The sequence below is a fragment of the Pseudomonas sp. PICF141 genome (genome assembly GCF_002286815.1).
GTDB lineage: Bacteria > Pseudomonadota > Gammaproteobacteria > Pseudomonadales > Pseudomonadaceae > Aquipseudomonas.
The window spans coordinates 13,907-35,505 of record NZ_MUNM01000084.1; the positions used below are offsets into that span (position 1 = coordinate 13,907).

The window sequence follows — 21,599 nt, forward strand, 5'->3', positions numbered from 1 at the left end:
TGAATTGTGCCCTGAATAGCCGCGATGCTAGTTTGCCTGACGTTCTCGGGGGCAGATATTGACGAAAAAAATGGCTATGTTGCCGAGTACTTTCTCACTGGCGCTATTCGGCTGTGGAACTGCCGTCACAGTGCTGCAGAGTGACGAGGAGGCCACCCGTGGCCTCAGAAAACAAAAAACCTATGCCAGTCCATCCCTAAAGGGTGAATAGCTCGTGTCGACCTCGATTTTGCACTCTCAACAGCTTGTTCTTTTTGAAAGCGAAAACGAAAGCGACGCTGAAACTGATGTTGAGGCGAAAAAGCTGTTACCTCCGCTCGGAAGGTACAGCGATTTCATAATCTATGTAGATGAGAGCGGCGATCATGGGATGCAAACATTAGATCCAAACTATCCAATGTTTGTTCTGGCATTTTGTGTGTTTCATAAAGGGCATTATTGCGAAAAGGTTATTCCTGCCCTTCAGAAGTTTAAATTTAATCATATGGGGCATGACCTGATCGGTCTGCATGAATTGGAAATTCGAAAAGAAAAGGGAGCATTCTCCAGTCTATTCACGTCGAGGCATCACAAACATGCCTTTCTTGACGAGTTGACGGGCATCATTGAAGCCAGCAATTTCGTTCTGATCAGTTGTGTTATCGACAAAGCTGCCCTTCGCGAAAAACAAGGTCCTGTCCACAATCCTTATCACGTCGCACTCGGTTTCTGTCTGGAAACGCTTTATGAGTACTTACAAGAAAAAAATCAACAGAGCGTATTAACTCATGTGATTTTCGAGCGTCGAGGGAAGCGGGAGGATAACGAGCTTGAACTGGAGTTTCGTCGCATGTGCGATGGCGCGAATCGATTGGGCATTCAGTTGCCGTTCGATATTGTCTTTGCAACCAAGCAAGCGAATTCTACGGGGTTACAACTAGCGGATCTTGTTGCAAGACCCATTGGTATGAGCGTTTTGCGGTCTGGGCAAGAAAATCGTGCCTTTGATGTACTCAAGCGCAAGTTCTACTGCAGTGGTGGGCGTAACAATGTGGGGGAGGGTTTCGAGAACTGGGGTTTAAAGATTTTCCCTCTCTGAGAAAGCGAAAAGCCCCGGTGAAACTCACCGAGGCCACAACGCCGACCGGGATCCCCCAGTCCATTTGCGCAGGAGTCTATGTCGAGGTCCTTAATCTGTCAACGCGCCGGCTCGCCACTTCTCGCTAGAGGCTTGCCACCGCTTTTAAGCTATAATCCCGCCCTTTAGCTGACTCTCGCCCCTTGCGAGGGCACATTAATTTTTGAGGCGCATTGCGCCTGCACGCAGACTTAAGAGGCTAGACCCCTGTGGCATTGACGATTCTTGGCCTGTCCGGCGCCCTTAGCCATGATCCTTCCGCAGCCCTGTATATCGACGGCAAGCTGGTCGCGGCGGCAGAAGAAGAGCGCTTCGTGCGCGATAAACATGCAAAGAACCGCATGCCTTACGAATCGGCGAAGTTCTGTCTCGAACAAGCAGGCATCAAGCCGTCCGACGTTGATGTGGTAGCGATTCCATTCGCGCCGATCAGCCTGTTCGGCAAGGCTCGCTGGCACTATGCCAAGCGTTACTGGTACGCCCCGGACCGCGCCCTCGACGCAATCCTGATGGGCAATCGTCGCTACAAGCGCTATCGCAACAAGATCGTCTGGTGCCTCGAGCAACTGGGCTTCGATCCGAAGAAAATCAAGATCGAACCGGTCGAACATCACCTGGCCCACGCCTCCAGCGCTTACCACTGCTCCGGTTTCAAAGAGAAAACCGCGATCCTGGGGATCGACGGCAAGGGTGAGTACGCCACGACCTTCTTCGGTTACGGCGAAAACGGCAAGATCCACAAGATCAAGGAATTCTTCGATCCTGACTCCCTCGGCGGCCTGTACGGCGCGATCACCGAGTTCCTCGGTTTCGAGATGCTCGACGGTGAGTTCAAGGTCATGGGCATGGCGCCGTACGGCGACGCGAGCAAATACGATTTCTCCCGTCTGGCCTCGTTCGAAAATGGCGAACTGGTGATCAACACGGATTACGCCAACGTCATCGGCCTGCGTCGCCATAAAGAGAAGGGCAAGGGTTTCTATTTTTCGCCGAAGCTGATCGAGTGGCTGGGTCCCAAGCGCGAAGGCGACATCGCCGATGAACCTTACATCCACTACGCCGCGAGCATGCAAGCGCTGTTCGAGAAACTGGCGCTGCAGATGATCGACCACTACCTGGGCGATGTGCTCAAGGAAACCGGCAAACTGGCTTTCGCCGGTGGCTGTGCGTTGAACGTCAAGTTGAACCAGAAAATCATTGCCCGAGACGACATCAAGGAGTTGTTCGTTCAGCCTGCGTCCGGCGATGCCGGTACTGCGGTCGGCGCGGCGGCTTACGTGTCCCATGCCCGTGGGGTGCCGGTCGAGAAGATGGAACACGTCTACCTCGGCCCGTCCTACAGCAACGAAGACGTGCTCGCGGCCTGTGCCCGTCACCCGAACAAGCCTGCATGGCGCAAGCTTGAGAACATGCCGGAGCAGATCGCCAAGATCATGGTCGACGGCAACCCGGTGGCCTGGTTCCAGGGTCGCATGGAGTTCGGTCCGCGCGCCTTGGGCGGTCGTTCGATCATCGGTTGCCCGAGCGCGACCGGCGTGGCTGACCGCATCAACCACCAGATCAAGTTCCGCGAGCGCTGGAGGCCTTTCTGCCCGTCGATGCTCGACACCGTTGCGCCACAGATGATCAAGATCGATCACCCGGCGCCGTTCATGACCTTCACTTTCGAAGTGGCTGAAGAATGGAAAACCCGCGTGCCGGAAGTCGTCCACGAAGATGGCACATCCCGGGCTCAGGTGCTCAAGCGCGAATACAATCCGCGCTATTACGACATGATGAAGGCGCTGGAAGTGCTGACCGGTAACGGCGTGTCGCTGAATACGTCGCTCAACCGTCGTGGCGAGCCGATGATCTGCTCGCCGACCGATGCCTTGAACATGTTCTTTGGTTCCGACCTGCAGTACCTGATCATGGAAGACATTCTGGTGGTCAAAGAAGGTGCGAACGAGTATGCGGTTGACTGACGTGCTGATCAGTATCGTTATTCCTGCTTATAACTACGCCAAAACCCTGCCGCGTGCGGTGAATTCGGTGTTGGCGCAGTTGGGGGATGCCCAGGCCGAGTTGCTGGTGATCGATGACGGTTCCACTGATGCGACGCCACAAGTTCTGGAGCAGCTGCTGACTGAGCATGCGGGAAGCTTTAGAGCCCTGCGCAAACCCAATGGCGGTTTGTCTTCGGTGCGTAATCGCGGGATCGAGGAAGCCCGGGGGCAATACCTGATCTTCCTCGATGCCGATGATGAGATGGCGCCTGGTGCGCTGGCTGCGTTGACCCGGCATATCTCCAGCCATCCTGACAGCCGTTTGATCATTGGCGGTCACTGGTCGGTGTTCGACGACGGTCGTCGTGTCCAGCATGCCGTCAAACCCTTGCCAGCTACCCCGCGCCAGCGTGTGCGGGGTTACTTGCTGGACAAGACGGTATCGCTGTCCAATGGCGCCTGCGCGATGCATCGTGAAGTGTTTGCACCGGGCAACTATCCTGAGCACTTGCGCAACGTTGAAGATATTCCGGTGTTCGCTCAGGTGCTGGCGCGGTTTCCGTGCACGGTGCTCGATCAGCCGCTGGCGCTGATCTACAAGCATGGCGACAGCATGCGCCATGACCTCAAGCAAAGCCTGGCCGCAGGCGTGGGGATGGTTGATGAAGTATTTTCCTCGGCCCGCATGCCTCAAGAATTGCAGGACCTGCGCCAGGCTTTCCTGGCTCAGCGCTGCCTGTCGTTGTTCCGCGATTGCTACAGTGCCGGCGATTATGTCAACGCCAAGGCTTTTTACGCCCGCGCCGTGCGCGCCAATCTGCGCTCGCTGACGCGCTGGTCCTATACCCGCAAGGCCATCCGGTTGTTATTCAAGTGAGCACGCCACCGTCTGAGGCAAGTGTGCTCCAGGCTGAGGGATGCTGGGCACAAAAAGCGCGTGAACTGGATCGTTATCGCTGGAAGCTGCTACGCGAGCGTCATGGTCGCTGTGGCAGTCTTTTGCGCCTGATTCGTGATGTGCTGGTGGATGTGGCGGTCGGGATGCGCGCCAAGGCCTGCTTGAGTGGTTCAGTGGTGGCTGAACCTTGTGAAGTCCTGTTATTGCATTCGGCGCCAAAGTCCATGGCGTTGCAACGCAAGAATATTCTGATCGAGGGTTTGCGCAAGCGTGGCCACCGCTTGACGGAGGCCGCGCTGCGTTCTCCATCGGACGCCTGCGCCCGGCGCATGCTCCTGGCGCCGCCGCAGCCTGTACCGCTGCGTTATCTTGTATACGCCGCCCATGCCCAATGGTTGGTGATGACGTATTCGCCCAAGGTGCTGATCAACGAACGCAACGGTAGTCTTCATGCGCCGTTCCTGCGCTTGGCATTGGCTGCGCGGGGTGGCCGATTGCTGCAGCTGGCCCATGCCACGACGCTGGAATCTTCACGGCGACTGGGGATGAACGATTACGACTATTACGGCGTCTTTGGCCATAGTTCGCTGGTTGCCTTGCAAGAAAGAACATTGCGATTCGGTGAGTCAACGGTGGTGTTGATTGGCTCTTACCTCGCCGATGAAACCTATGATTTACCGGTTGCCGATCCTGCTCTGCACACGTTGTTGATTCTGGGTGTTGGCCCTGATCGGGAAAAAGAACCGGGCTATCAGCGCACCTATCAGTTACTGCGCGCCTGGGCCGAGCAACATCCGCATTATCGCGTGCTGTTCAAGCGTCATCCGCGCAGCAAGGCGCAATTCTGGAGCGATGCCGCTGCACAGTTAGCCAACGTCGACTTGCTGGATAGCAAGTGTTCACTGGCGCAGGCTCTGGAGCAGGCCAGCGTTGTGGTCAATATCATGTCCAATGCCGGTATCGAGGCAGGGCTGGCGGGCCGGCCGGTCATCCACGTGAATGCGGGCAGTGATGTGGATATCTTCTCTCACTCGGTGTTTTTTGGGCCCCAGGTACGCGATGAGCACGAGTTTTCCCGCCAGTTGCAAGCGCTTGAGCAGGATTATCCGGGCCATGTGGCCCAGGCCCGGCGTTTTGCCGATTACCACCTGGTATACGGTTCTCAGGGGTTGGCAAAGACCATTCAACTGGTCGATAGCTTGCTGCAAGGTACAGACCCTGCGCGTGACTTCGAGACTTTCAGGCTGTCTGCCGCTGGCTGACATGGTCGGCTCAAAGGCTTAAGGGGTGAGCGCCAGGCTCAGTTCCTGTCCACTGCACACACGTTGGTGATTCAGGTAATGCTCAAGAAACTGGTTGTCCTTGAGTAGCCATTCGCGATCCTGGCGATAGCGCAACATATGCTTGAAATTACGTAGACGCAGGCCTTTGCGCAGCGGCTTTCGATAGGTGCGCAGGTCAGCAATATCAATCAGCCCCAGCGTGTTTTCAGGCGTCAATACGACATTGCCCAAGTGCGCGGAGCGAAAGTAAATGCCGTGCTCATGCAGGCGTGCAATGAACTCACCCAGTTGGGCCCGAAGGGATTCGTTATTGTCGGTGCCCAGCAACTGACGCAGGGTGTGACCGGGCAGTGGGTCGTAATGCACGGCATCGCGCTCGATGCTGGGGATGCGATAGACCTGGCGAACCGTCGGGCATTCGATATTGCGTTCGTGCAGTGCTTGGCAGTTGTCGGCAAAGCGCCGGGCGTAAGGCGCCCAAAGCGCAGAGGTCAGCAAGCGTTTACGGCGAAACAGCTTGAGCATCGAGCCATCGGCCAGGCACAAGACCTTATCCCCTTTACCATCGGCCTCGAGAACGTCGGCGCCCTCGCGCATGTTGAGATAAGCAGTATGGTCGAGCGTTTGCATCAAGGCTCCAAGGCTTGGCCTGATGGGGGTGGACAGCCGGCTATGTTACCGCAGTGCGCATGCTGCAAAAAACCGCTGTGGTACAATCGCCTCACTTTTTAAGAGGCAGTTGCCCGTTCACGGGGTTGCCTGGCGCAATACCACAGAGTGCTTGCTTCTGATTTCTGGTTTTATACTTCTATACGCGGACGGGCGAATAACAGGGTGTTGATGTCTGCGGACGTGTCGCACGTGGTTATATTGCGCTTTGGCGGGTGGATGCGGCCTATTTTTTGGACACCCTATGACGACAATGCTGTTCATTTCCCTGGCCAAACATCAAGGCCTCTATTTCAATCGGTTAATCAATGAGACCGAGCTAGAAGGTAAAGTCGTTACCCCGCCACAGATGCCCTGGCCGAAGTTGTCGCATGCATCCAGAGTGCTTTCGCGAATCGACTGGCCGAGCCTGATCGAAGAAAAATGCGAAGAGCGACGCGTCAAGAATAAAAACGACGGTCGCTTGTATCGCCTGCTGTTACGTCTGGAGCTGATCTGGATGGCACTCCGCGCTCAGGCATTGCTTGATCGCGAGCACCCCGATGCGCTGGTGTTCTGGAATGGTTCCCACCGCTACTGCCGATTGCTGACGGCCTTGGCGCCGCCGGGTTGTAAGACTTTCTTTTTCGAGAACGGCTTGCTGCCCAACACCACAACCGTTGATCCGCAGGGCGTGAACTACCTGAATGCCGTTCCGCGCGAGGCCGGTTTTTACCTCAACTATCCTTATCCCGTGCCTGAAAGTCAGGCCGTGCCGGTGCTGATCCCGCGTCAGCCTCGCACCAGCGGCCCGGCCCCGATCGTGCTTCCGGAGCAATTCGTCTTTATTCCGTTCCAGGATGATCGCGATAGCCAGGTTCGGCTGTTTTCTCCCTGGATCAAGAACATGCGCGAGATGTTCGCCTTGGGCGAGCGCTTGGCCAAAGAGACTGGATTGACAGTGGTGTTCAAGGAGCATCCATCCAGTCGCGAAACGTATCCTGAGTTGCATGAGCGTACTCACGATCGCCTTTTGTTCGCCAACGGTAACGCCACTCAGCAGTTGATCGAGTCCAGTCAGTTTGTGATCACACTGAACTCGACGGTGGGCCTGGAAAGCCTGCTTTTGGGTAAGCCCGTGCTGACCCTGGGCCAGGCGTTTTTCAATATCGAGGGTTTGGTAATGCATGCCGACAACGCCGAGCAGGTGATGGAACTGGCGCGTGCATTCCCGCAATGGCCACTCGATGAGCGGTTGAGGCGTAACTTTCTCCACTACCTCTCCGAGCACTATTGCATCAAGGGTGGCTGGAAGAACGCCGACAAGGCCCAGTTGCAGCGGGTCGCCAATCGAATGCTGGGAAAAGCCGAGTGCTGACAGGAATGAAGAAGTTGTTCGCTAAGGAAGTCCTGGAAGTGTGGGCGTCTATCGGTTTTCTTGTGCTGCTGTGTGGGGCGTGGGTACTGCCGGACAACAAGCTGTATCACCAGATGCTGATTTTCCTGCTGTGGCTGCCTGCCCTGTTGGCGCTGTTCCATCGGGACTTTCGCATGATGCTCAAGCAACCGGAGTGCGTCCTTTTTGTGTTCTTCGTGGCCTGGACGTTACTGGTGCTGATGGTTGAGGGTGGCAATAATATCCTGGGCAAAAGCAAGGTGACGCTCTATGTGGCCCTGACCCTGTTGGGCGTGCTACTGGCTGCACAGAACCGCAAATGGCGGTTGGAGTCGATGTTGTTGTACGCATCGATTATGGGCGGTTTCTTTGCGGCGGCTTCCTGGGTCTACTTTTATGAAGTGTCCGCTCAACCTTTCAGCGGCAGGCTGATCGCCATCGGCTTGTGGGACACTGCAATCATGGCTGCGCATGCAGTGGGTGCCTTGCTGATCCTTGGCGTATTCACGCTGCAAACCAAGCGCTTCAATCCCCGGGTAATGATGTTGGTGCTGATTCCGGCGCTGGGGTATGCGCTATTCCTGGGTTTCAGCCAAACCCGTGGAGTGTGGATCGGCTTGCTGGCCTGTCTCTTCGTGATGGGAGTGGCGCGACCGTCGCGCCTGGGAGCCGGGCTGATTATTCTGGTGGTTCTGGGGTTGGCGTCCGTTGCTGTATTCAAGCCGGAAATTCTCTTGCAGCGCGGCGTTTCTTTCCGTCCCGAGCTATGGAGCGGCGGCGTTCAATTGATGCTGGATCATTGGGCGATGGGGTTGGGATTCCATCAGTACCTGATTCCTGTCCCCGAAATCGGACAGGCATTCAAACATCCGCACAATCTGTTCCTGGATATCGGTGTGCGTCTCGGCGCCCCTGGCCTGCTGCTGTTCGGCTGGTTGTGGCTGACAGCTGGCTGGCGTGGCTGGATTTCGCGCGCGCAGCCACTGGGGCAGGCATTGCTGGCTCTCTGGGTGTTTTCCGGGGCGTCACTGATGACGGATGGCATTGGCCTCTGGCTCAAGCCCAATGCCGACTGGTTGATCACCTGGTTGCCGATTGCCTTGAGTATCGTGCTGGCCACTCGTGGGAGCAATGCAAACAAGGATTTCGTCTGGAGTGTTGCATCTCCTGATGCGCGTGGTCCGGTAGCGAAGGGCTAAAGCGTTTCGGCCCCTCATCCGGGCTGAGCCGATGTTGTAATTCGTTCGCTGTTACAATCCACAGGTTGTCTGTCTTTTTCAAACGTACGAGGCGTGCCGAATGGCCAATTCCGACCAGCAATCAAGCATGAAGATCTACCTGCGGTTGCTGAAATACGTGCTCCCGTACTGGGGGGCTTTCGCTCTCAGTATTGTCGGCTTCGTGCTATTTGCATCCAGCCAGCCGATGCTGGCGGACATGCTCAAACATTTTCTCGACGCCTTGCAAAAGCCCGATGACACCAAGTTTATGGGTGTCTCGCTGGTGCTCGGCGTACCGTTATTGATTGTGCTGATCGCCGTTTACCAGGGTATTGGCTCATTTCTGGGTAACTATTACCTGGCCAAGGTTGCCCGTGGCGTGGTCCACGACCTGCGTTGCGCCTTGTTCGACAACCTGTTGACCCTGCCTAACCGTTACTTCGACAGCAACAACTCCGGCCACCTGATTTCCCGTATTACCTATAACGTGACCATGGTTACCGGTGCCGCCACCGATGCGATCAAAGTGGTGATCCGTGAAGGCCTGACGGTGGTGTTCCTGTTCGGTTACCTGCTGTACAGCAACTGGAAAATGACCTTGGTATTGCTGGCAATCCTGCCGGTCATCGCGATTCTGGTGAGCAGCGCCAGCAAAAAATTCCGCAAGCAAAGCAAGAAAATCCAGGTGGCGATGGGCGATGTGACCCATGTGGCTTCGGAGACGATCCAGGGCTATCGCGTGGTTCGCAGCTTTGGCGGTGAGACTTACGAAATCGAGCGTTTCCACAAGGCCAGCGCCGACAATATGAACCGCAGCCTGGGCATGACCCGCACCCAATCGATCTATACCCCAATGCTGCAACTGGTGATTTACATCGGCATGGCTGTGTTGATGTATCTGGTGCTTTACCTTCGCGGCGATGCCTCTGCCGGCGAACTGGTTGCCTACATAACCGCTGCCGGTTTATTGCCCAAGCCGATTCGTCAGTTGTCGGAAGTCAGCGCCACGATCCAGAAAGGGCTGGCCGGTGCGGAGAGCATTTTCGAGCAGCTCGACGAAGTTCCGGAAGTCGATACGGGCACCAAGGAGATGGCGCGCGTCAGTGGTCGCCTGGAAGTACGTAACCTGAGCTTCCAGTACCCGGGCACCGACAAAATCGTGCTCAACGATATTTCCTTTACCGCTGAAGAGGGCCAGATGGTCGCTCTGGTGGGGCGTTCGGGCAGCGGCAAGTCGACCCTGGCCAACCTGATTCCGCGTTTCTATCACCATGACAAGGGTCAGATCCTGCTCGACGGTGTGGATGTCGAGGAATACAAGCTGACCAATCTGCGTCGGCACATTGCCCTGGTGACCCAGCAAGTCACCCTGTTCAACGACAGCGTCACCAACAACATCGCTTATGGCGACCTCGCCGGCGCACCGTTCGAAGACGTGCGCAAGGCCGCCGAAGATGCCTATGCCGCCGAGTTCATCGAGCAAATGCCACAGGGCTACGACACCTTGGTAGGCGAAAATGGCGTGCTGCTTTCCGGCGGTCAACGCCAGCGTCTGGCGATCGCCCGGGCACTGCTCAAGAATGCGCCCTTGCTGATACTCGATGAGGCCACCTCGGCCCTCGACACCGAATCCGAGCGCCATATTCAGGCGGCTCTGGAACAAGTAATGAAAGGTCGTACTACGCTGGTGATCGCTCACCGCTTGTCGACCATCGAGAAAGCTGACCTGATCCTGCTGATGGACCAGGGCCGCATCGTCGAACGCGGCACTCACGCCGAGTTGTTGGCGTTGAACGGTCTTTATGCACGCCTGCACGAGAAGGATTTCGTCGAAAGCACTGACGAGGCAATGACGGAGTCCCACGTTTGATTTTGAGTTACTGGCGAGCCTGGAGAGAAAGCGGCTGGGCGCCCATCGATGCAATGGCTTATACCCAGGCCTGGCAACAGTTTGGCGGCAGCGTGGCGACTCATCCCGATGTGGTTGAGCGTCTGGCGGGGCTGGTAGGCATCCCGGTGCGTTATCTGGGCTGGTTCGTCGATGGTCAATTGTGCGCCGCGATGCCGACCTGGGGTCGTCATGTGGCCTTGTCCAAGGAAGTGCTCAAGCGTGAAGGCAAGCGCGGGCTGCTTGATCTGGGCAATGCCGAGATCATCCTGCCGGTGGCTGAAGATGCCCAGATACGTGTGCGGCACCGCGCTCGTTATGTGTCTGAACTCAATGCCCCAAACATCACCGGTCTCGCTGAGCAACCGGAAGGCCTGGCGCTGGCTCGTGAACCAGAGGACTACAGCAAGAAGTTTCGCTACAACCAGCGTCGTGACCAGCGTTTGCTTGAAGAGGCGGGTGGCATTATCCGACCGATGCTGGAGCTGAGCGCCAGCGAACAGGCGAGCATCTACGCCGACCTGTTCCAGCGCCGCTGGAACTTTGAAGCACCGGGCAAGGCGCGTCTTACTGAAGTGTTTAGCCTGTTACGTGAGTTCATGACGGGGTCCTTGATCTACCTGAACGACGAACCGGTGGCGATCCAGATTCTGTACCGGGTCGAGGCGCCCAAGTGGGTCAGCCTGGAATACATTAACGGCGGTGTCGACCCGCAAAACCGCGAGTTCAGCCCTGGCAGCGTACTCAGTTTCGTCAACACCCAAGCTGCTTGGGAACAAGCCCGCGCCGTGGGTAAGCCGCTGCGTTACTCGTTCGGCCGCGCCGATCGCGAATACAAGGATCGCTGGTGTCACCGGGTTCCGGTCTATCAGGTTTGAGCGAGGACAGGCAGTCATGAGCGCACGCAAGCAACAATTGCTTAAACGCCATCGCCAACGCAAACGTGTGGTGCTGATCGGTGCGTTGTTGGCTGCATTGCTATTTGGCGTCTTTATCGCGTGGTGGCCGTTGCCGCTGTTCCTGCTGCTGGGCTGGATCGCCCATGAAGCCTGGTTCGCCGACCATCTTTTCTATGCCCCGGGCGATGATTATCGCTATGACTTCCCCGCGGGTACGCCGCAATTTCCCGCCACCCTGGCCAATGGAGTCTTGCAGGTGACGGGCGACTTTGGCGTGGCGCAAACCCTGGTTTTGCAGGTGCGGGTCAAGAGCCATTGGCTGGGTCGCTTTCTTGACCCGCAGGTATGGATCGGTGACGACCGTCAGGACCTGGAGCGCGGTGTTGCGGGAGAGCGTTTTCTCAATCTGTCCGGGCAAGGTTCGGCGCTGGCTGCCGGGACCCTGACGTTGCGTGGACGCTTTTGCAGCCTGGCACCCCAGGCGACTTTGCACGCCCTGAGTCATCCGGATTTTGGCCAGCAGCGCCTGCTCATCATCGCCCCCCATGCCGATGATGCTGAACTGGCGGCTTTTGGCCTCTACAGCCGGGCGTCCGAGGTGGCTATCGTCACACTGACCCAAGGCGAGATCGAGGCCGAAAACTATCGCGATATGGGCCTCGACGCCGCTCAGGCCGCCCGTCTGAAGGGGCGCCTGCGCAGTTGGGATAGCCTGGCAGTGCCGCTGTGGGGCGGGGTTGCGCAACAACAATGTGTGCAATTGGGTTATTACTGCTTACAACTGAGTGCGATGGCGCAGCAACCGGAGCAAAGCTTCGGTTCTCGGGAGTCGGGAGAGAGCGATATACGTGACGTGCGTCGGCACAATGCCCTGAGCCTGCCGGGGGATGTCGATGGTCAGCCCCATTGGCGCAACCTGGTGGCTGATCTGGCGCGTCTGCTTGAGCATTTCCGGCCCGAGGCGGTGCTGACGCCCCATCCCGAGCTGGATCCCCACAGCGATCATCTGGCCAGCACACGCGCCTTGATGGACGCGATTGAACTCAGTACCTGGCGCCCGCGTACCTTGCTGCTTTATGCCAATCACCTGCACGACAACGACCGCTGGCCGATGGGGCCGGCGGGTTATGGCATTGCCCTGCCGCCGACCATAGAACCGTTGCCGGCTGATGGGCTATGGAGCCCGTTGCTGGACGCGCCAACCCGCATGGACAAAGCCATGGCCTTGGGCATGCAGCATGACTTGCAGGGTCGTCCGCCGTTCAAAAAACGTCTGCGCCGGGTGATTCAGCGGTTGTTGGCCGGGCGTTGCTGGCCCCGCACCGGTGAAGACGAGTTCTTCCGCAAAGCGGTGCGCCGACATGAAATTTTCTGGGTGCGTCCACTGGATGCCCCTCCACAGAGTGACCGCCGCTGAGCCTGTGTGCTCGCGTGCGGCCGCAACCTTTCGCTATGTTATTATCCGCGACGCTTTTATTGCCCCTGGAGTTTCCATGAAGTTATCCATGCCACGATTCGATCAGGCCCCTGTCCTGGTGGTCGGCGATGTCATGCTCGACCGTTACTGGCATGGTGGTACCTCACGGATTTCCCCTGAGGCGCCGGTACCGGTAGTCAAGGTCGAACACATTGAGGACCGCCCGGGCGGTGCCGCCAACGTTGCCCTGAACATTGCCGCACTCGGTGCGCCGGCCTCGCTGGTTGGTGTGACCGGTGATGACGAAGCGGCCGACAGCCTCGTCAATAGCCTCAAGGGTGCCGGTGTGCGGGCGTTGTTCCAGCGTATTGCGCATCAGCCGACCATCGTCAAGTTGCGGGTCATGAGCCGGCACCAGCAATTGCTGCGTATCGACTTCGAAGAGCCTTTCACCACCGACGCCTTGGCGTTGGGCGAACAAGTCGACGAAATGCTCGAAGGCATCAAAGTGCTGGTGCTGTCCGACTATGGCAAAGGCGCGCTGAAAAACCATCAGATACTGATCCAGGCTGCTCGTGCCCGCGGCATTCCGGTGCTGGCCGATCCCAAGGGCAAGGACTTCTCGATCTACCGCGGCGCGAGCCTGATCACTCCGAATCTCAGCGAGTTTGAAACCATCGTGGGTGGTTGCGCCGATGAACACGAGCTGGTGAGCAAGGGCGCGCAGCTGATGCACGACCTCGACCTCGGTGCCTTGCTGGTGACCCGTGGCGAGCACGGCATGACCTTGCTGCGCCCGGATCATCCGGCGCTGCACCTGCCGGCCCGTGCCCGCGAGGTGTTCGACGTGACCGGTGCCGGTGACACCGTGATTTCTACCCTGGCGGCGGCGATCGCCGCTGGCGAAGAACTGCCCCACGCGGTGGCCCTGGCCAACCTGGCGGCGGGCATCGTGGTCGGCAAGCTCGGTACGGCCGCCATCAGCGCCCCGGAATTGCGTCGTGCGATCCAGCGTGAAGAAGGTTCCGAGCGCGGTGTGTTGGGGCTGGAGCAACTGTTGCTGGCGGTCGACGATGCACGTGCGCACAACGAGAAGATTGTGTTCACCAATGGCTGCTTCGACATCCTGCATGCCGGCCACGTGACCTACCTCGAGCAAGCGCGTGCCCAAGGCGATCGCCTGATCGTGGCGGTCAACGACGATGCGTCGGTGAGCCGCTTGAAAGGGCCGGGTCGGCCGATCAACAGCGTCGACCGTCGCATGGCTGTATTGGCCGGTCTCGGCGCCGTGGACTGGGTCATCAGCTTCGCCGAAGGCACTCCGGAAAACCTGCTGCGCGAGGTCAAGCCGGATGTGTTGGTCAAGGGCGGCGACTACGGGATCGAGCAAGTGGTTGGCGCAGACATCGTCACCGCTTACGGCGGGACTGTGAAAGTACTGGGGTTGGTAGAAAACAGCTCGACCACGGCGATAGTCGATAAGATCCGCAATCACTGATAGCAGTGAGCGTGCTTGATCGTTCCCACGCTCTGCGTCACTAGTGTCCGGTAAAACTTTTTCAAAGCTGAAGGCTGCCTTGGGCAGCCTTCAGCTCTGTTCGCTTTTGCCTTCGGTATTCAAGGTGTTCGATGCTTAATGGGCGTTCGAACAAGCTGTGGGTCAGCCGAATGGAAAAGTCTGAAATAGACCCTGAACAACCTGAGCGGTGCTGATAAAGGTGCAGCAAAAGGTAGGTAATCAAGGCGCTGTAGATCTGCAGACGGACGGCATTTTCGGAGAAGCCGAAATACCGTTTGAGCTTGAGGTTTTGCTTGATCCACTTGAAAAACAACTCGATCTGCCAACGTTGTTTGTACAGATCGGCGACCTCCTCGCCTGAGCGAGAGAAGTCGTTGGTAACCAGCACCAGCGGCGTTTCGTGGCCGTCTCGGCGAACCTGAATCCGGCGTACAGCCTGATCCTGGTAGTGATTCGGACTTCGAGTGTTCAGGTATTTCTTACCGAACAACACCGATTCGTCCGCCTCAATGAATTCCGGTGCATCCTCTTTCCTCAAATTTTCTACGTGCTTCAGATTGGCGTTTTTCTTAAGCCGGGTGACGAAGAAAGAGCCCAGCTGATCAATCTGATGCCACCAGTTGTAGTCGCAGTAACCCTTGTCGAAAACGTACGTCATACCCGCTTCAAGCGGCATGGTCAGGGCATCGCTCAGATCGTTGACGTTGGCGGCGGTGATGTTTACATAAGTCGGGGCTGTTTGCCGTGGATCGATTGCCACATGCACCTTCATGCCTTGGGTTATGCGGGTTTTCGTCGCGGTGGTCCATTCGTCAAAACCGGGTCCACGCAGGCTAATCGAGGTCGAATCGATCAAGGTGATCATCGCCTCGAGCGACTTGCGCTGTTTGCGGCCGATGCCTTGAAGCAAGTGCTCGCAGGCCAGTCGGAACGGCTCTGAGCTGCGCTTGTTCAGCGCGTCACAAAGGGTCGAGCGCACCATGTTCTTGGCGTTGAGGTGGTGACGATGGGGTTCCAGCGACTGTGAAGCTGTCGCCAACGTGCGCAAGCTTTTAGCTTGGACAAGCTGACCGTAAATCAGCGTGATAAGTAGATCCCATGAAGTGAACTGCTTGGCATAACGATCAGCGCCACAGCGTTTGACGGCTGCTTTGAAGAGCTGATGAGGAAGGGCCTGGAGCATATGTGCAAATCGAGTGCTGCTGAACATAGGCGAAAATCGAGTCTGAAAAACCTGATTATTGCTTACGAAGCAGGCACAGCAAGGGGGAGCAAGCTCCCCCTTCAGTTTTTACCGGACACTAGTGACGCTCTGCGTGGGAACGATCAAGGGCGCGCTGCCTTGCGCGGCACGATTTTTTTCAGCAGTTGCTTTGCTTTTCCATGCAAGCGGGCCAAACCGGAATCCTTCCCCGGCGGGGTCAAACCCTGTTGTCTCATCCAGTCTTTCCAGCGAATCCGCTCATCCTTCACCAGCCAGCCTTCCTGCCGGGCAAAACTCTCGGCCAGATATAGCCCGCGGGTACTCGCCGGATACAACCGATCTTTTTTCAAGGTGTACAACTCGGCCATCGGCTGGCCGTCCTGCAATGGCATCAGGTACAAATCGGGACGTTTGCGATCGAGCCGGGCCACCAGTTGATCACCTTCCAGTCGCTCGTCGACGTGAAACAGGCTCAGGGATTTGGCTTCCTTGGGCACATCCAGGCGCAAGTCATAGATCAATTGCAGCGATGCGGTCGGTAAATGCACGTAAGCCCGCGGACGCTCGATCAGCGGCATGTTGGCGCAGCGCACCGGCCGCGCCGAGCCGGACAGTGGTGTCAGGCGAAACGGCAGGGCTTCGCGATAATGCAGGGCGGCTGAGTAAGGTGCTGGTAGCCAGGTATCGTTGAATCGCCCGCTGAGCCAGCCTTCCGGGGTTTCCAGCAGGCACTCCTCGGCAATTTCCTGAGTGGCCGTGTGCAGCGGCAGGCTCAGTTCATGGGCCGGCACATAACCGGAGATCAGCTTGAGCACCACATCGCCTCGGTCCTGCCGACGCTGACGCACCAATACCCAATAATCGCGATTCTGCCAATGCAGCGTCAGGCGCACCGAAACCCCCAGATTTGCCAGCTCCAGGGCGAACCGCTCGCTGTCGGCTACCGACACCGGGCGGCGACGCTGCAATGTCTGGGAGAAATTCAACGGCATCCCGACGCTTTGGTAGCTCAGGCCTTCGGGGCTCGCTTCGACGAATAACGGCAGGGTTTTGAAGTTGCTCGGGTTCTTTCTTATCAGCGTACGCGGCATGTCGGCTCCTGCTTAAGGCCGCGTGGGCGGCATCAATGGCTAGGGTCTGTTGACGTTAGGCGCGCAACCCGAAGGGCCGGCGTCGCAATCGCCACCAAACGTCAACAGGCCCTGCGAAGGACCTGGGCAACGGTCGCGACGTTGTGGGCGAGGTGCAGCGGATTAATGGTCCCGACAATAGCGCTGGCCACCCCGGGGTGTTGAAACAACAACTCGAAACTGGCACGCACCGGGTCCACGCCCGGGCTCAGGCAAACGTGGCCGCTGGCCAGGGCTTTTTTGACCAGGATCGCTTTGCCGTGAGCAGCAGCATAGTCAATGACGGGTTTCTCGTTCTGTTCGTTCAGATTGTAGGTGACCATCGCGCAATCACCTTGTTCCAGAGCCTTCAAGCCGCCTTCGACGGTTTTGCCGGAAAAACCGAAACCGCGAATCTTGCCTTCGCGCTTGAGCTCGGCGAGGGTCGGGTAGACCTCGCTGTCATTGAGGATTGCCAGGTCGTTGCCGTCGGAATGCACCAATACAAGATCTATAACGTCCGTTTCCAGTCGTTGCAGGCTGCGTTCTACCGAGAGGCGCGTATGGGCGGCGCTGAAGTCGTGACGCGACTGGCCGTCGACAAACTCTTCGCCCACCTTGCTGACGATCACCCAGTCCTGACGTTGGCCTCGCAACAGCGGGCCTAGGCGCTCTTCGCTGCGGCCATAGGCCGGCGCAGTGTCGATCAGGTTGATGCCCAAGTCACGGGCGAGTTTGAGCAGCATGCGCGCTTCGTCATCGCCGGGGATCTGAAAGCCGTTGGGGTACTTCACCCCTTGATCGCGGCCCAGTTTCACCGTGCCCAGGCCCAGGGGCGATACCCACAGGCCGGTGCTGCCCAGAGGGCGATGCAGATCGTGCAAGGTCGGTTGGCTCATGGCAGCAGTTGCTCCCAGGCAGAGACGCCCATTGGCGGTTTCGGCAGTTCCGGCAGCGGCGCCGGATGGCTCGGCTGGATGCCGTCGCGTTGCAGTGCCGCGAGGACGCGGTCCGCGAAGTCCGGCGCCAGGGCCAGTTTGGTCGGCCAGCCCACCAGCAGACGGTCCTGCTCGGCGAGGAAGGCATTATCCGGACGAGTCAGGCCTGATTGCAGTGGCTCGGCGCGTTCCACTCGCAAGGTTGCCCACTGCGCGGTACTCAAGTCGATCCACGGCAGCAGGTTGCCGAGTTCTTTTTGCGCGGTGGCGATTTGCGCCGCAGGATCGCGGGCCACGCCTTCAGCTTCGGCGATGTCGCCTCCCAGGTACCAGATCCATTGGCCATCGGCCGCCGGATGAGTGGTCACAGTGATGCGCGGCTTCGGTCCGCCGCCCAGGCAATGGGCATACAGCGGTTTGAGACCCGGGCCTTTGACAATGATCATGTGCAGGGAGCGGCGCTGCATCGCCGGTTGGTTCAGGCCCAGTGCTGTGAGCAGGTCGGCGGTGCCGGCACCGGCGCTGAGAACGATACGCTGGGCGCGGATCTCGCGTTCGTCGACTTTCAAGCCAACCAGTTCGCCGTTTTCCAGCAGCGGTTCAATGTGCTGGCCGGCCAGTAGACCGTCACCGGCCAAATCGGCCAGGCGCTGGATCAGGCTTGGCACGTCAACCACCAGCTCCGCCAAGCGATAGACCTTGCCCTTGAAACGCTTGTCTTGCAGGGCTGGCGGCAGTTGGTCGCCCTTGACCTGATCGACCCGCCCGCGCACGGCTTTACTGGCAAAGAAACTGGTGAGGTTGCCGGCGAGGGTGCCGGGAGACCAGAGGTAATGGGCGTCGGACAGCAGACGTACGCCGGACAAGTCCAGCTCGCCGTCGCCGGCCAGCGCTTCACGCCAGCGACGCGGCATGTCGGCAATGGCTTCCGAAGCGCCGGTCAGGGCGCCGTGCAATGCGTATTTGGCGCCGCCGTGGATGATCCCTTGAGACTTCAGGCTCTGCCCGCCACCGAGGCTGGCGCTTTCCACCAGCACGGTCGAAAAACCCTGGCGGCGCAGGCGCGCATTCAGCCAAAGGCCGGCGACACCAGCGCCGACAATCAGAACGTCGGTGGAAATAACGGATGGCATGCAGCGACCTCAGTGTTCAAGACGAGGGCGCAGTATACAGACTCCTAGATGGGAGGTTTTGCTGGCGATCAACAGAACCCACTGTGGCGAGGGGGTTTGCCCCCGTTCGGCTGCGAAGCAGTCGTCAGTCTGCCGCCGCGATAATTCAGTGAAAGTGCGGTGAAGGGATTAGGGCCGCTTCGCGCCCCAACGGGGGCAAGCCCCCTCGCCACAGGGTCTCCTTCACCATAAGGGATTGGTTGCGTCAGTTAATGCCCCGCGGTTTTGGAGAACAGCTGAATAACCACAACCCCCAGCACTATCAGCGCCATCCCCAACATCGCTGGCACATCCAGCTTCTGCCCGTAGATAAACAGCGCCGCGACGCTGACCATCACGATCCCCATGCCGGCCCATACCGCGTAGGCCACGCCCACCGGAACGCTGCGCACCACCAGGGTCAGCATCCAGAAAGCAATGCCGTAACCAACGATTACCAACAGCAGCGGCAGTGGCGTACTGAAACCCTTGACCGCTTTCATCGAAACGGTAGCGATCACTTCGGCGCAGATGGCGATGGCCAGGTAGTAGTAAGCGGTCATGGGTCGATCCTCGTGTGAAGCGTTGCTCTCTGAGCTCGGTATTCTAGAGTGTCGCCAGATGCGGTAAAGTCATTACCTATCTGTTTTGAAGATGGGTTGAGCCATGAACATGCAATGGAATCTGGAACAGCTGCGCTTGTTTGTCAGCGTCGCGGAACAGCGTTCGTTCTCCGCAGTGGCGCGCGACCAGCGCAAGGCACAATCGGCGGTCAGCAGTTCGATTGCGCTGCTGGAAGAGGATCTGGGCGTCAGCCTGTTCGATCGCAGCAGTGGTCGTCAGCCGAAACTCACCGAAGCCGGCACCGCCCTGCTTGAAGAGGCGCGGGAAGTGCTGCGTCAATGCGAGCGTCTCAATGGCCGGGCGCTGGCGATGATGCGTGGCCAGGAAGCGAGTCTGCGGGTGGCTCAGGACGAGGCGATGCCCTATCAGGCAGTGGTTGAAAGCTTCGAGGCGCTGGCAGAAAAATTTCCCAGCCTGGAAGTGCAACTGACCAGCGCCGCCCAAGGTGATGTCGCGCGCAAATTGGTGGAGCGCCGGGCCGATCTGGGCTTGCTGTTTTATCATGAGCAAATTCCCGAAGCCCTCGAGCGGCGGGTGCTGGGTAGCGTCGAAATGGTTACGGTGTGCGGCGTGGGGCATCCCATGGCGAAGCAGGCGCAGGTCGATTGCCAGCAAATGGCGCAGCATCGACAGCTGCTGATGTCCACGCAATCCAGCGTCTACCCCGGCAGTGAGCCGGCCAGTCCGCAGGTCTGGCGCGCCGACAGTTTCTATGTGATGGCCGAATGGGTGATGCGCGGGCTTGGCTGGGCGTGGTTGCCGCGCCATGTGGTGCAGTACCCGGCGTATCAGAATCAGATGGTCGAATTGGCCAGCGAATGGACGCCGCCAGCCTTGATTGTCGAACTGGTCTGGCGTCGCGACGACCCCCTGGGCCCGGCGGCCCGTTGGCTGGCTGAACGTTTTGCCGTGCACTTGCAGGCGATCGGCTAAAAAACCGATAAACTCCGCCGCCATGAATAGAACTCTCTACACCGCGCTGTTTTACCTGGGGCTGCCATTGGTAGCGATTCGGCTTTGGCTACGGGCGCGCAAAGCACCGGCGTACGCCAAGCGCATTGGCGAACGGTTCTCCCTTGCGCTACCGGCGATGAAGCCGGGCGGTATCTGGGTACACGCCGTGTCGGTGGGCGAAAGCATTGCCGCCGCGCCGATGATTCGCGCCTTGCTGCAGCGTTATCCGTCGCTGCCGATCACTGTTACCTGCATGACGCCGACCGGTTCAGAGAGGATCCAGGCGCTGTTCGCCAACGAGCCACGCATTCAGCACTGTTATTTGCCTTATGACTTGCCTTGCGCAGCCAGGCGATTCCTTGATCGGGCCCGACCGAAACTGGCGGTTATCATGGAAACCGAACTCTGGCCCAACCATATCCACCAATGCGCCAAACGCGGGATTCCCGTGGCGCTGGCCAATGCGCGACTGTCCGAGCGCTCGGCAAAAGGCTATGGCCGCTTCCATAAACTGACCGGGCCGATGCTCGCCGAGATGAGCCTGTTCGCCGTGCAGACCGAAGCCGAGGCCCAGCGCTTCCGGGATTTGGGCGCGCGCCCGGAAACCGTCGAGGTGACCGGTTCGATCAAGTTCGACCTGACCATCGACCCGCAACTGCTGCAGCGTGCCGCCGAGTTGCGGGCGCAATGGCAGGCGCAGGAACGCCCGATATGGATCGCCGCGAGTACCCATGAAGGCGAAGACGAGGTGGTGCTGGCTGCCCATCGTCGGCTGCTGGCCAATCATCCCGATGCCTTGCTGATTCTGGTGCCGCGCCATCCGGAGCGTTTCAACCCGGTGTTCGAGTTGTGCCAGCAACAGGGATTCGCCACGGTGCGGCGTTCGACGGGCGAGCCGGTGACTGCCAGTACTTCGGTGCTGCTGGGCGACACCATGGGCGAGTTGCTGTTTCTCTATGCGTTGGCCGACAGCGCCTTCGTCGGCGGCAGCCTGGTGCCCAACGGCGGTCATAACCTGTTGGAGCCGGCGGCCCTGGCCAAACCGGTGCTCAGCGGGCCGCACCTGTTCAACTTCCTCGAGATCGCCGCGCAGTTGCGCAGCGCGGGGGCGCTGGCCGAGGTCGATGATGCCCAAGGTCTGGCGCTGGCGGTGCAGCGGCTGTTCGAATTGCCGAGCGATGCACGGCGGATGGCAGAGGCGGGGCTGAAAGTGATGCGCACCAATCAGGGCGCGTTGCAGCGGTTGCTGGATGGGTTGGGGCGGTTGATCGAGCGTTAGACCGAGTCGCCTGAAAAAAAAGATCGCAGCCTTCGGCAGCTCCTACAGGGTGTACATCAATCCCAATGTA

At 58.6% G+C, this 21,599-nt stretch carries 18 protein-coding genes; 12 read left to right on the plus strand and 6 right to left on the minus strand.

The annotated features are described in order from the left end of the window. Positions 1–214 precede the first annotated feature (214 nt). From BZL43_RS24930 to BZL43_RS24945, 4 genes are all read left to right on the plus strand, one after another. A complete protein-coding gene (locus tag BZL43_RS24930; protein WP_095634740.1) occupies positions 215–1,078 on the plus strand; it encodes a DUF3800 domain-containing protein in 864 nt (287 codons plus the stop codon). 248 nt (positions 1,079–1,326) lie between these two features. Beyond that, positions 1,327–3,081, plus strand: coding sequence for a carbamoyltransferase (locus BZL43_RS24935; RefSeq protein ID WP_095634741.1), 1,755 nt, complete (start codon positions 1,327–1,329; stop codon positions 3,079–3,081). Beyond that, positions 3,068–3,979: a glycosyltransferase family 2 protein gene (locus BZL43_RS24940; protein ID WP_177409354.1), complete on the plus strand. Its 912-nt coding sequence runs from the start codon at positions 3,068–3,070 to the stop codon at positions 3,977–3,979. The genes BZL43_RS24935 and BZL43_RS24940 overlap by 14 nt, the downstream gene beginning before the upstream one ends. 23 nt (positions 3,980–4,002) lie before the next feature. Continuing rightward, positions 4,003–5,262 carry a capsule biosynthesis protein gene (locus tag BZL43_RS24945; protein ID WP_095634742.1) on the plus strand — a complete coding sequence of 420 codons (1,260 nt, stop codon included), beginning with the start codon at positions 4,003–4,005 and terminating at the stop codon, positions 5,260–5,262. 18 nt (positions 5,263–5,280) lie between these two features. Here the strand turns inward: BZL43_RS24945 and BZL43_RS24950 are convergent, their stop codons facing one another. Continuing rightward, positions 5,281–5,913, minus strand: coding sequence for a toluene tolerance protein (locus BZL43_RS24950; RefSeq protein WP_095634743.1), 633 nt, complete (start codon positions 5,911–5,913; stop codon positions 5,281–5,283). Between the two features lie 283 nt (positions 5,914–6,196). Here BZL43_RS24950 and BZL43_RS24955 point away from each other — a divergent pair, with 283 nt between their 5' ends. From BZL43_RS24955 to hldE, 6 genes are all read left to right on the plus strand, one after another. Further along, the gene (locus BZL43_RS24955) at positions 6,197–7,309 is read left to right on the plus strand and encodes a capsular biosynthesis protein (protein ID WP_095634744.1); all 1,113 of its coding nucleotides are present in this window, start codon (positions 6,197–6,199) and stop codon (positions 7,307–7,309) included. 5 nt (positions 7,310–7,314) lie between these two features. After that, a complete protein-coding gene (locus tag BZL43_RS24960) occupies positions 7,315–8,526 on the plus strand; it encodes an O-antigen ligase (RefSeq protein ID WP_095634745.1) in 1,212 nt (403 codons plus the stop codon). A gap of 100 nt (positions 8,527–8,626) precedes the next feature. Then, positions 8,627–10,417 (plus strand): lipid A export permease/ATP-binding protein MsbA, encoded by a 1,791-nt coding sequence (gene msbA, locus BZL43_RS24965; RefSeq protein ID WP_095634746.1) that lies wholly within the window; start codon positions 8,627–8,629, stop codon positions 10,415–10,417. A 53-nt stretch (positions 10,418–10,470) separates the two neighbouring features. Next, entirely contained in the window at positions 10,471–11,313 is an 843-nt protein-coding gene (locus BZL43_RS24970; RefSeq protein WP_371916229.1) for a GNAT family N-acetyltransferase, read from the plus strand. 16 nt (positions 11,314–11,329) lie between these two features. Continuing rightward, on the plus strand, positions 11,330–12,751 hold the full coding sequence (locus BZL43_RS24975; RefSeq protein ID WP_095634747.1) for a PIG-L deacetylase family protein: 1,422 nt from the start codon (positions 11,330–11,332) through the stop codon (positions 12,749–12,751). A gap of 76 nt (positions 12,752–12,827) precedes the next feature. Further along, positions 12,828–14,249, plus strand: coding sequence for a bifunctional D-glycero-beta-D-manno-heptose-7-phosphate kinase/D-glycero-beta-D-manno-heptose 1-phosphate adenylyltransferase HldE (hldE, locus tag BZL43_RS24980; protein ID WP_095634748.1), 1,422 nt, complete (start codon positions 12,828–12,830; stop codon positions 14,247–14,249). Positions 14,250–14,310: 61 nt separating this feature from the next. Here the strand turns inward: hldE and BZL43_RS24985 are convergent, their stop codons facing one another. The 5 genes from BZL43_RS24985 to BZL43_RS25010 form a co-directional block, all read right to left on the minus strand. Beyond that, positions 14,311–15,480: an IS4 family transposase gene (locus BZL43_RS24985; RefSeq protein ID WP_095634749.1), complete on the minus strand. Its 1,170-nt coding sequence runs from the start codon at positions 15,478–15,480 to the stop codon at positions 14,311–14,313. Between the two features lie 116 nt (positions 15,481–15,596). Further along, a complete protein-coding gene (locus BZL43_RS24990) occupies positions 15,597–16,565 on the minus strand; it encodes a metal ABC transporter ATPase (RefSeq protein ID WP_095634750.1) in 969 nt (322 codons plus the stop codon). 101 nt (positions 16,566–16,666) lie between these two features. Beyond that, positions 16,667–17,482, minus strand: a complete 816-nt coding sequence (locus BZL43_RS24995; RefSeq protein ID WP_095634751.1) for an aldo/keto reductase — start codon at positions 17,480–17,482, stop codon at positions 16,667–16,669. Next, on the minus strand, positions 17,479–18,654 hold the full coding sequence (locus BZL43_RS25000) for an FAD-binding oxidoreductase (RefSeq protein ID WP_095634752.1): 1,176 nt from the start codon (positions 18,652–18,654) through the stop codon (positions 17,479–17,481). Before BZL43_RS25000 ends, BZL43_RS24995 begins: the two co-directional genes overlap by 4 nt. Positions 18,655–18,902: 248 nt before the next feature. Then, a complete protein-coding gene (locus tag BZL43_RS25010; protein ID WP_008004867.1) occupies positions 18,903–19,235 on the minus strand; it encodes a multidrug efflux SMR transporter in 333 nt (110 codons plus the stop codon). 103 nt (positions 19,236–19,338) lie between these two features. Between BZL43_RS25010 and BZL43_RS25015 the strand changes: the two genes are divergently transcribed. Beyond that, positions 19,339–20,229: a LysR family transcriptional regulator gene (locus BZL43_RS25015; protein WP_095634753.1), complete on the plus strand. Its 891-nt coding sequence runs from the start codon at positions 19,339–19,341 to the stop codon at positions 20,227–20,229. Positions 20,230–20,251: 22 nt separating this feature from the next. After that, a complete protein-coding gene (gene waaA / locus BZL43_RS25020) occupies positions 20,252–21,529 on the plus strand; it encodes a lipid IV(A) 3-deoxy-D-manno-octulosonic acid transferase (protein ID WP_095634754.1) in 1,278 nt (425 codons plus the stop codon). Positions 21,530–21,599 lie beyond the last annotated feature (70 nt).

What these genes read in the sequence shown, in the direction of transcription:
- BZL43_RS24940 (WP_177409354.1), top strand. Translation starts at nt 3,068, where the DNA reads ATGCGGTTGACTGACGTGCTGATCAGTATCGTTATTCCTGCTTATAAC.
- BZL43_RS24950 (WP_095634743.1), bottom strand. Translation starts at nt 5,913, where the DNA reads ATGCAAACGCTCGACCATACTGCTTATCTCAACATGCGCGAGGGCGCC.
- BZL43_RS24955 (WP_095634744.1), top strand. Translation starts at nt 6,197, where the DNA reads ATGACGACAATGCTGTTCATTTCCCTGGCCAAACATCAAGGCCTCTAT.
- BZL43_RS24960 (WP_095634745.1), top strand. Translation starts at nt 7,315, where the DNA reads ATGAAGAAGTTGTTCGCTAAGGAAGTCCTGGAAGTGTGGGCGTCTATC.
- msbA (WP_095634746.1), top strand. Translation starts at nt 8,627, where the DNA reads ATGGCCAATTCCGACCAGCAATCAAGCATGAAGATCTACCTGCGGTTG.
- BZL43_RS24970 (WP_371916229.1), top strand. Translation starts at nt 10,471, where the DNA reads ATGGCTTATACCCAGGCCTGGCAACAGTTTGGCGGCAGCGTGGCGACT.
- BZL43_RS24975 (WP_095634747.1), top strand. Translation starts at nt 11,330, where the DNA reads ATGAGCGCACGCAAGCAACAATTGCTTAAACGCCATCGCCAACGCAAA.
- hldE (WP_095634748.1), top strand. Translation starts at nt 12,828, where the DNA reads ATGAAGTTATCCATGCCACGATTCGATCAGGCCCCTGTCCTGGTGGTC.
- BZL43_RS24985 (WP_095634749.1), bottom strand. Translation starts at nt 15,480, where the DNA reads ATGTTCAGCAGCACTCGATTTGCACATATGCTCCAGGCCCTTCCTCAT.
- BZL43_RS24990 (WP_095634750.1), bottom strand. Translation starts at nt 16,565, where the DNA reads ATGCCGCGTACGCTGATAAGAAAGAACCCGAGCAACTTCAAAACCCTG.
- BZL43_RS24995 (WP_095634751.1), bottom strand. Translation starts at nt 17,482, where the DNA reads ATGAGCCAACCGACCTTGCACGATCTGCATCGCCCTCTGGGCAGCACC.
- BZL43_RS25000 (WP_095634752.1), bottom strand. Translation starts at nt 18,654, where the DNA reads ATGCCATCCGTTATTTCCACCGACGTTCTGATTGTCGGCGCTGGTGTC.
- BZL43_RS25010 (WP_008004867.1), bottom strand. Translation starts at nt 19,235, where the DNA reads ATGACCGCTTACTACTACCTGGCCATCGCCATCTGCGCCGAAGTGATC.
- BZL43_RS25015 (WP_095634753.1), top strand. Translation starts at nt 19,339, where the DNA reads ATGAACATGCAATGGAATCTGGAACAGCTGCGCTTGTTTGTCAGCGTC.
- waaA (WP_095634754.1), top strand. Translation starts at nt 20,252, where the DNA reads ATGAATAGAACTCTCTACACCGCGCTGTTTTACCTGGGGCTGCCATTG.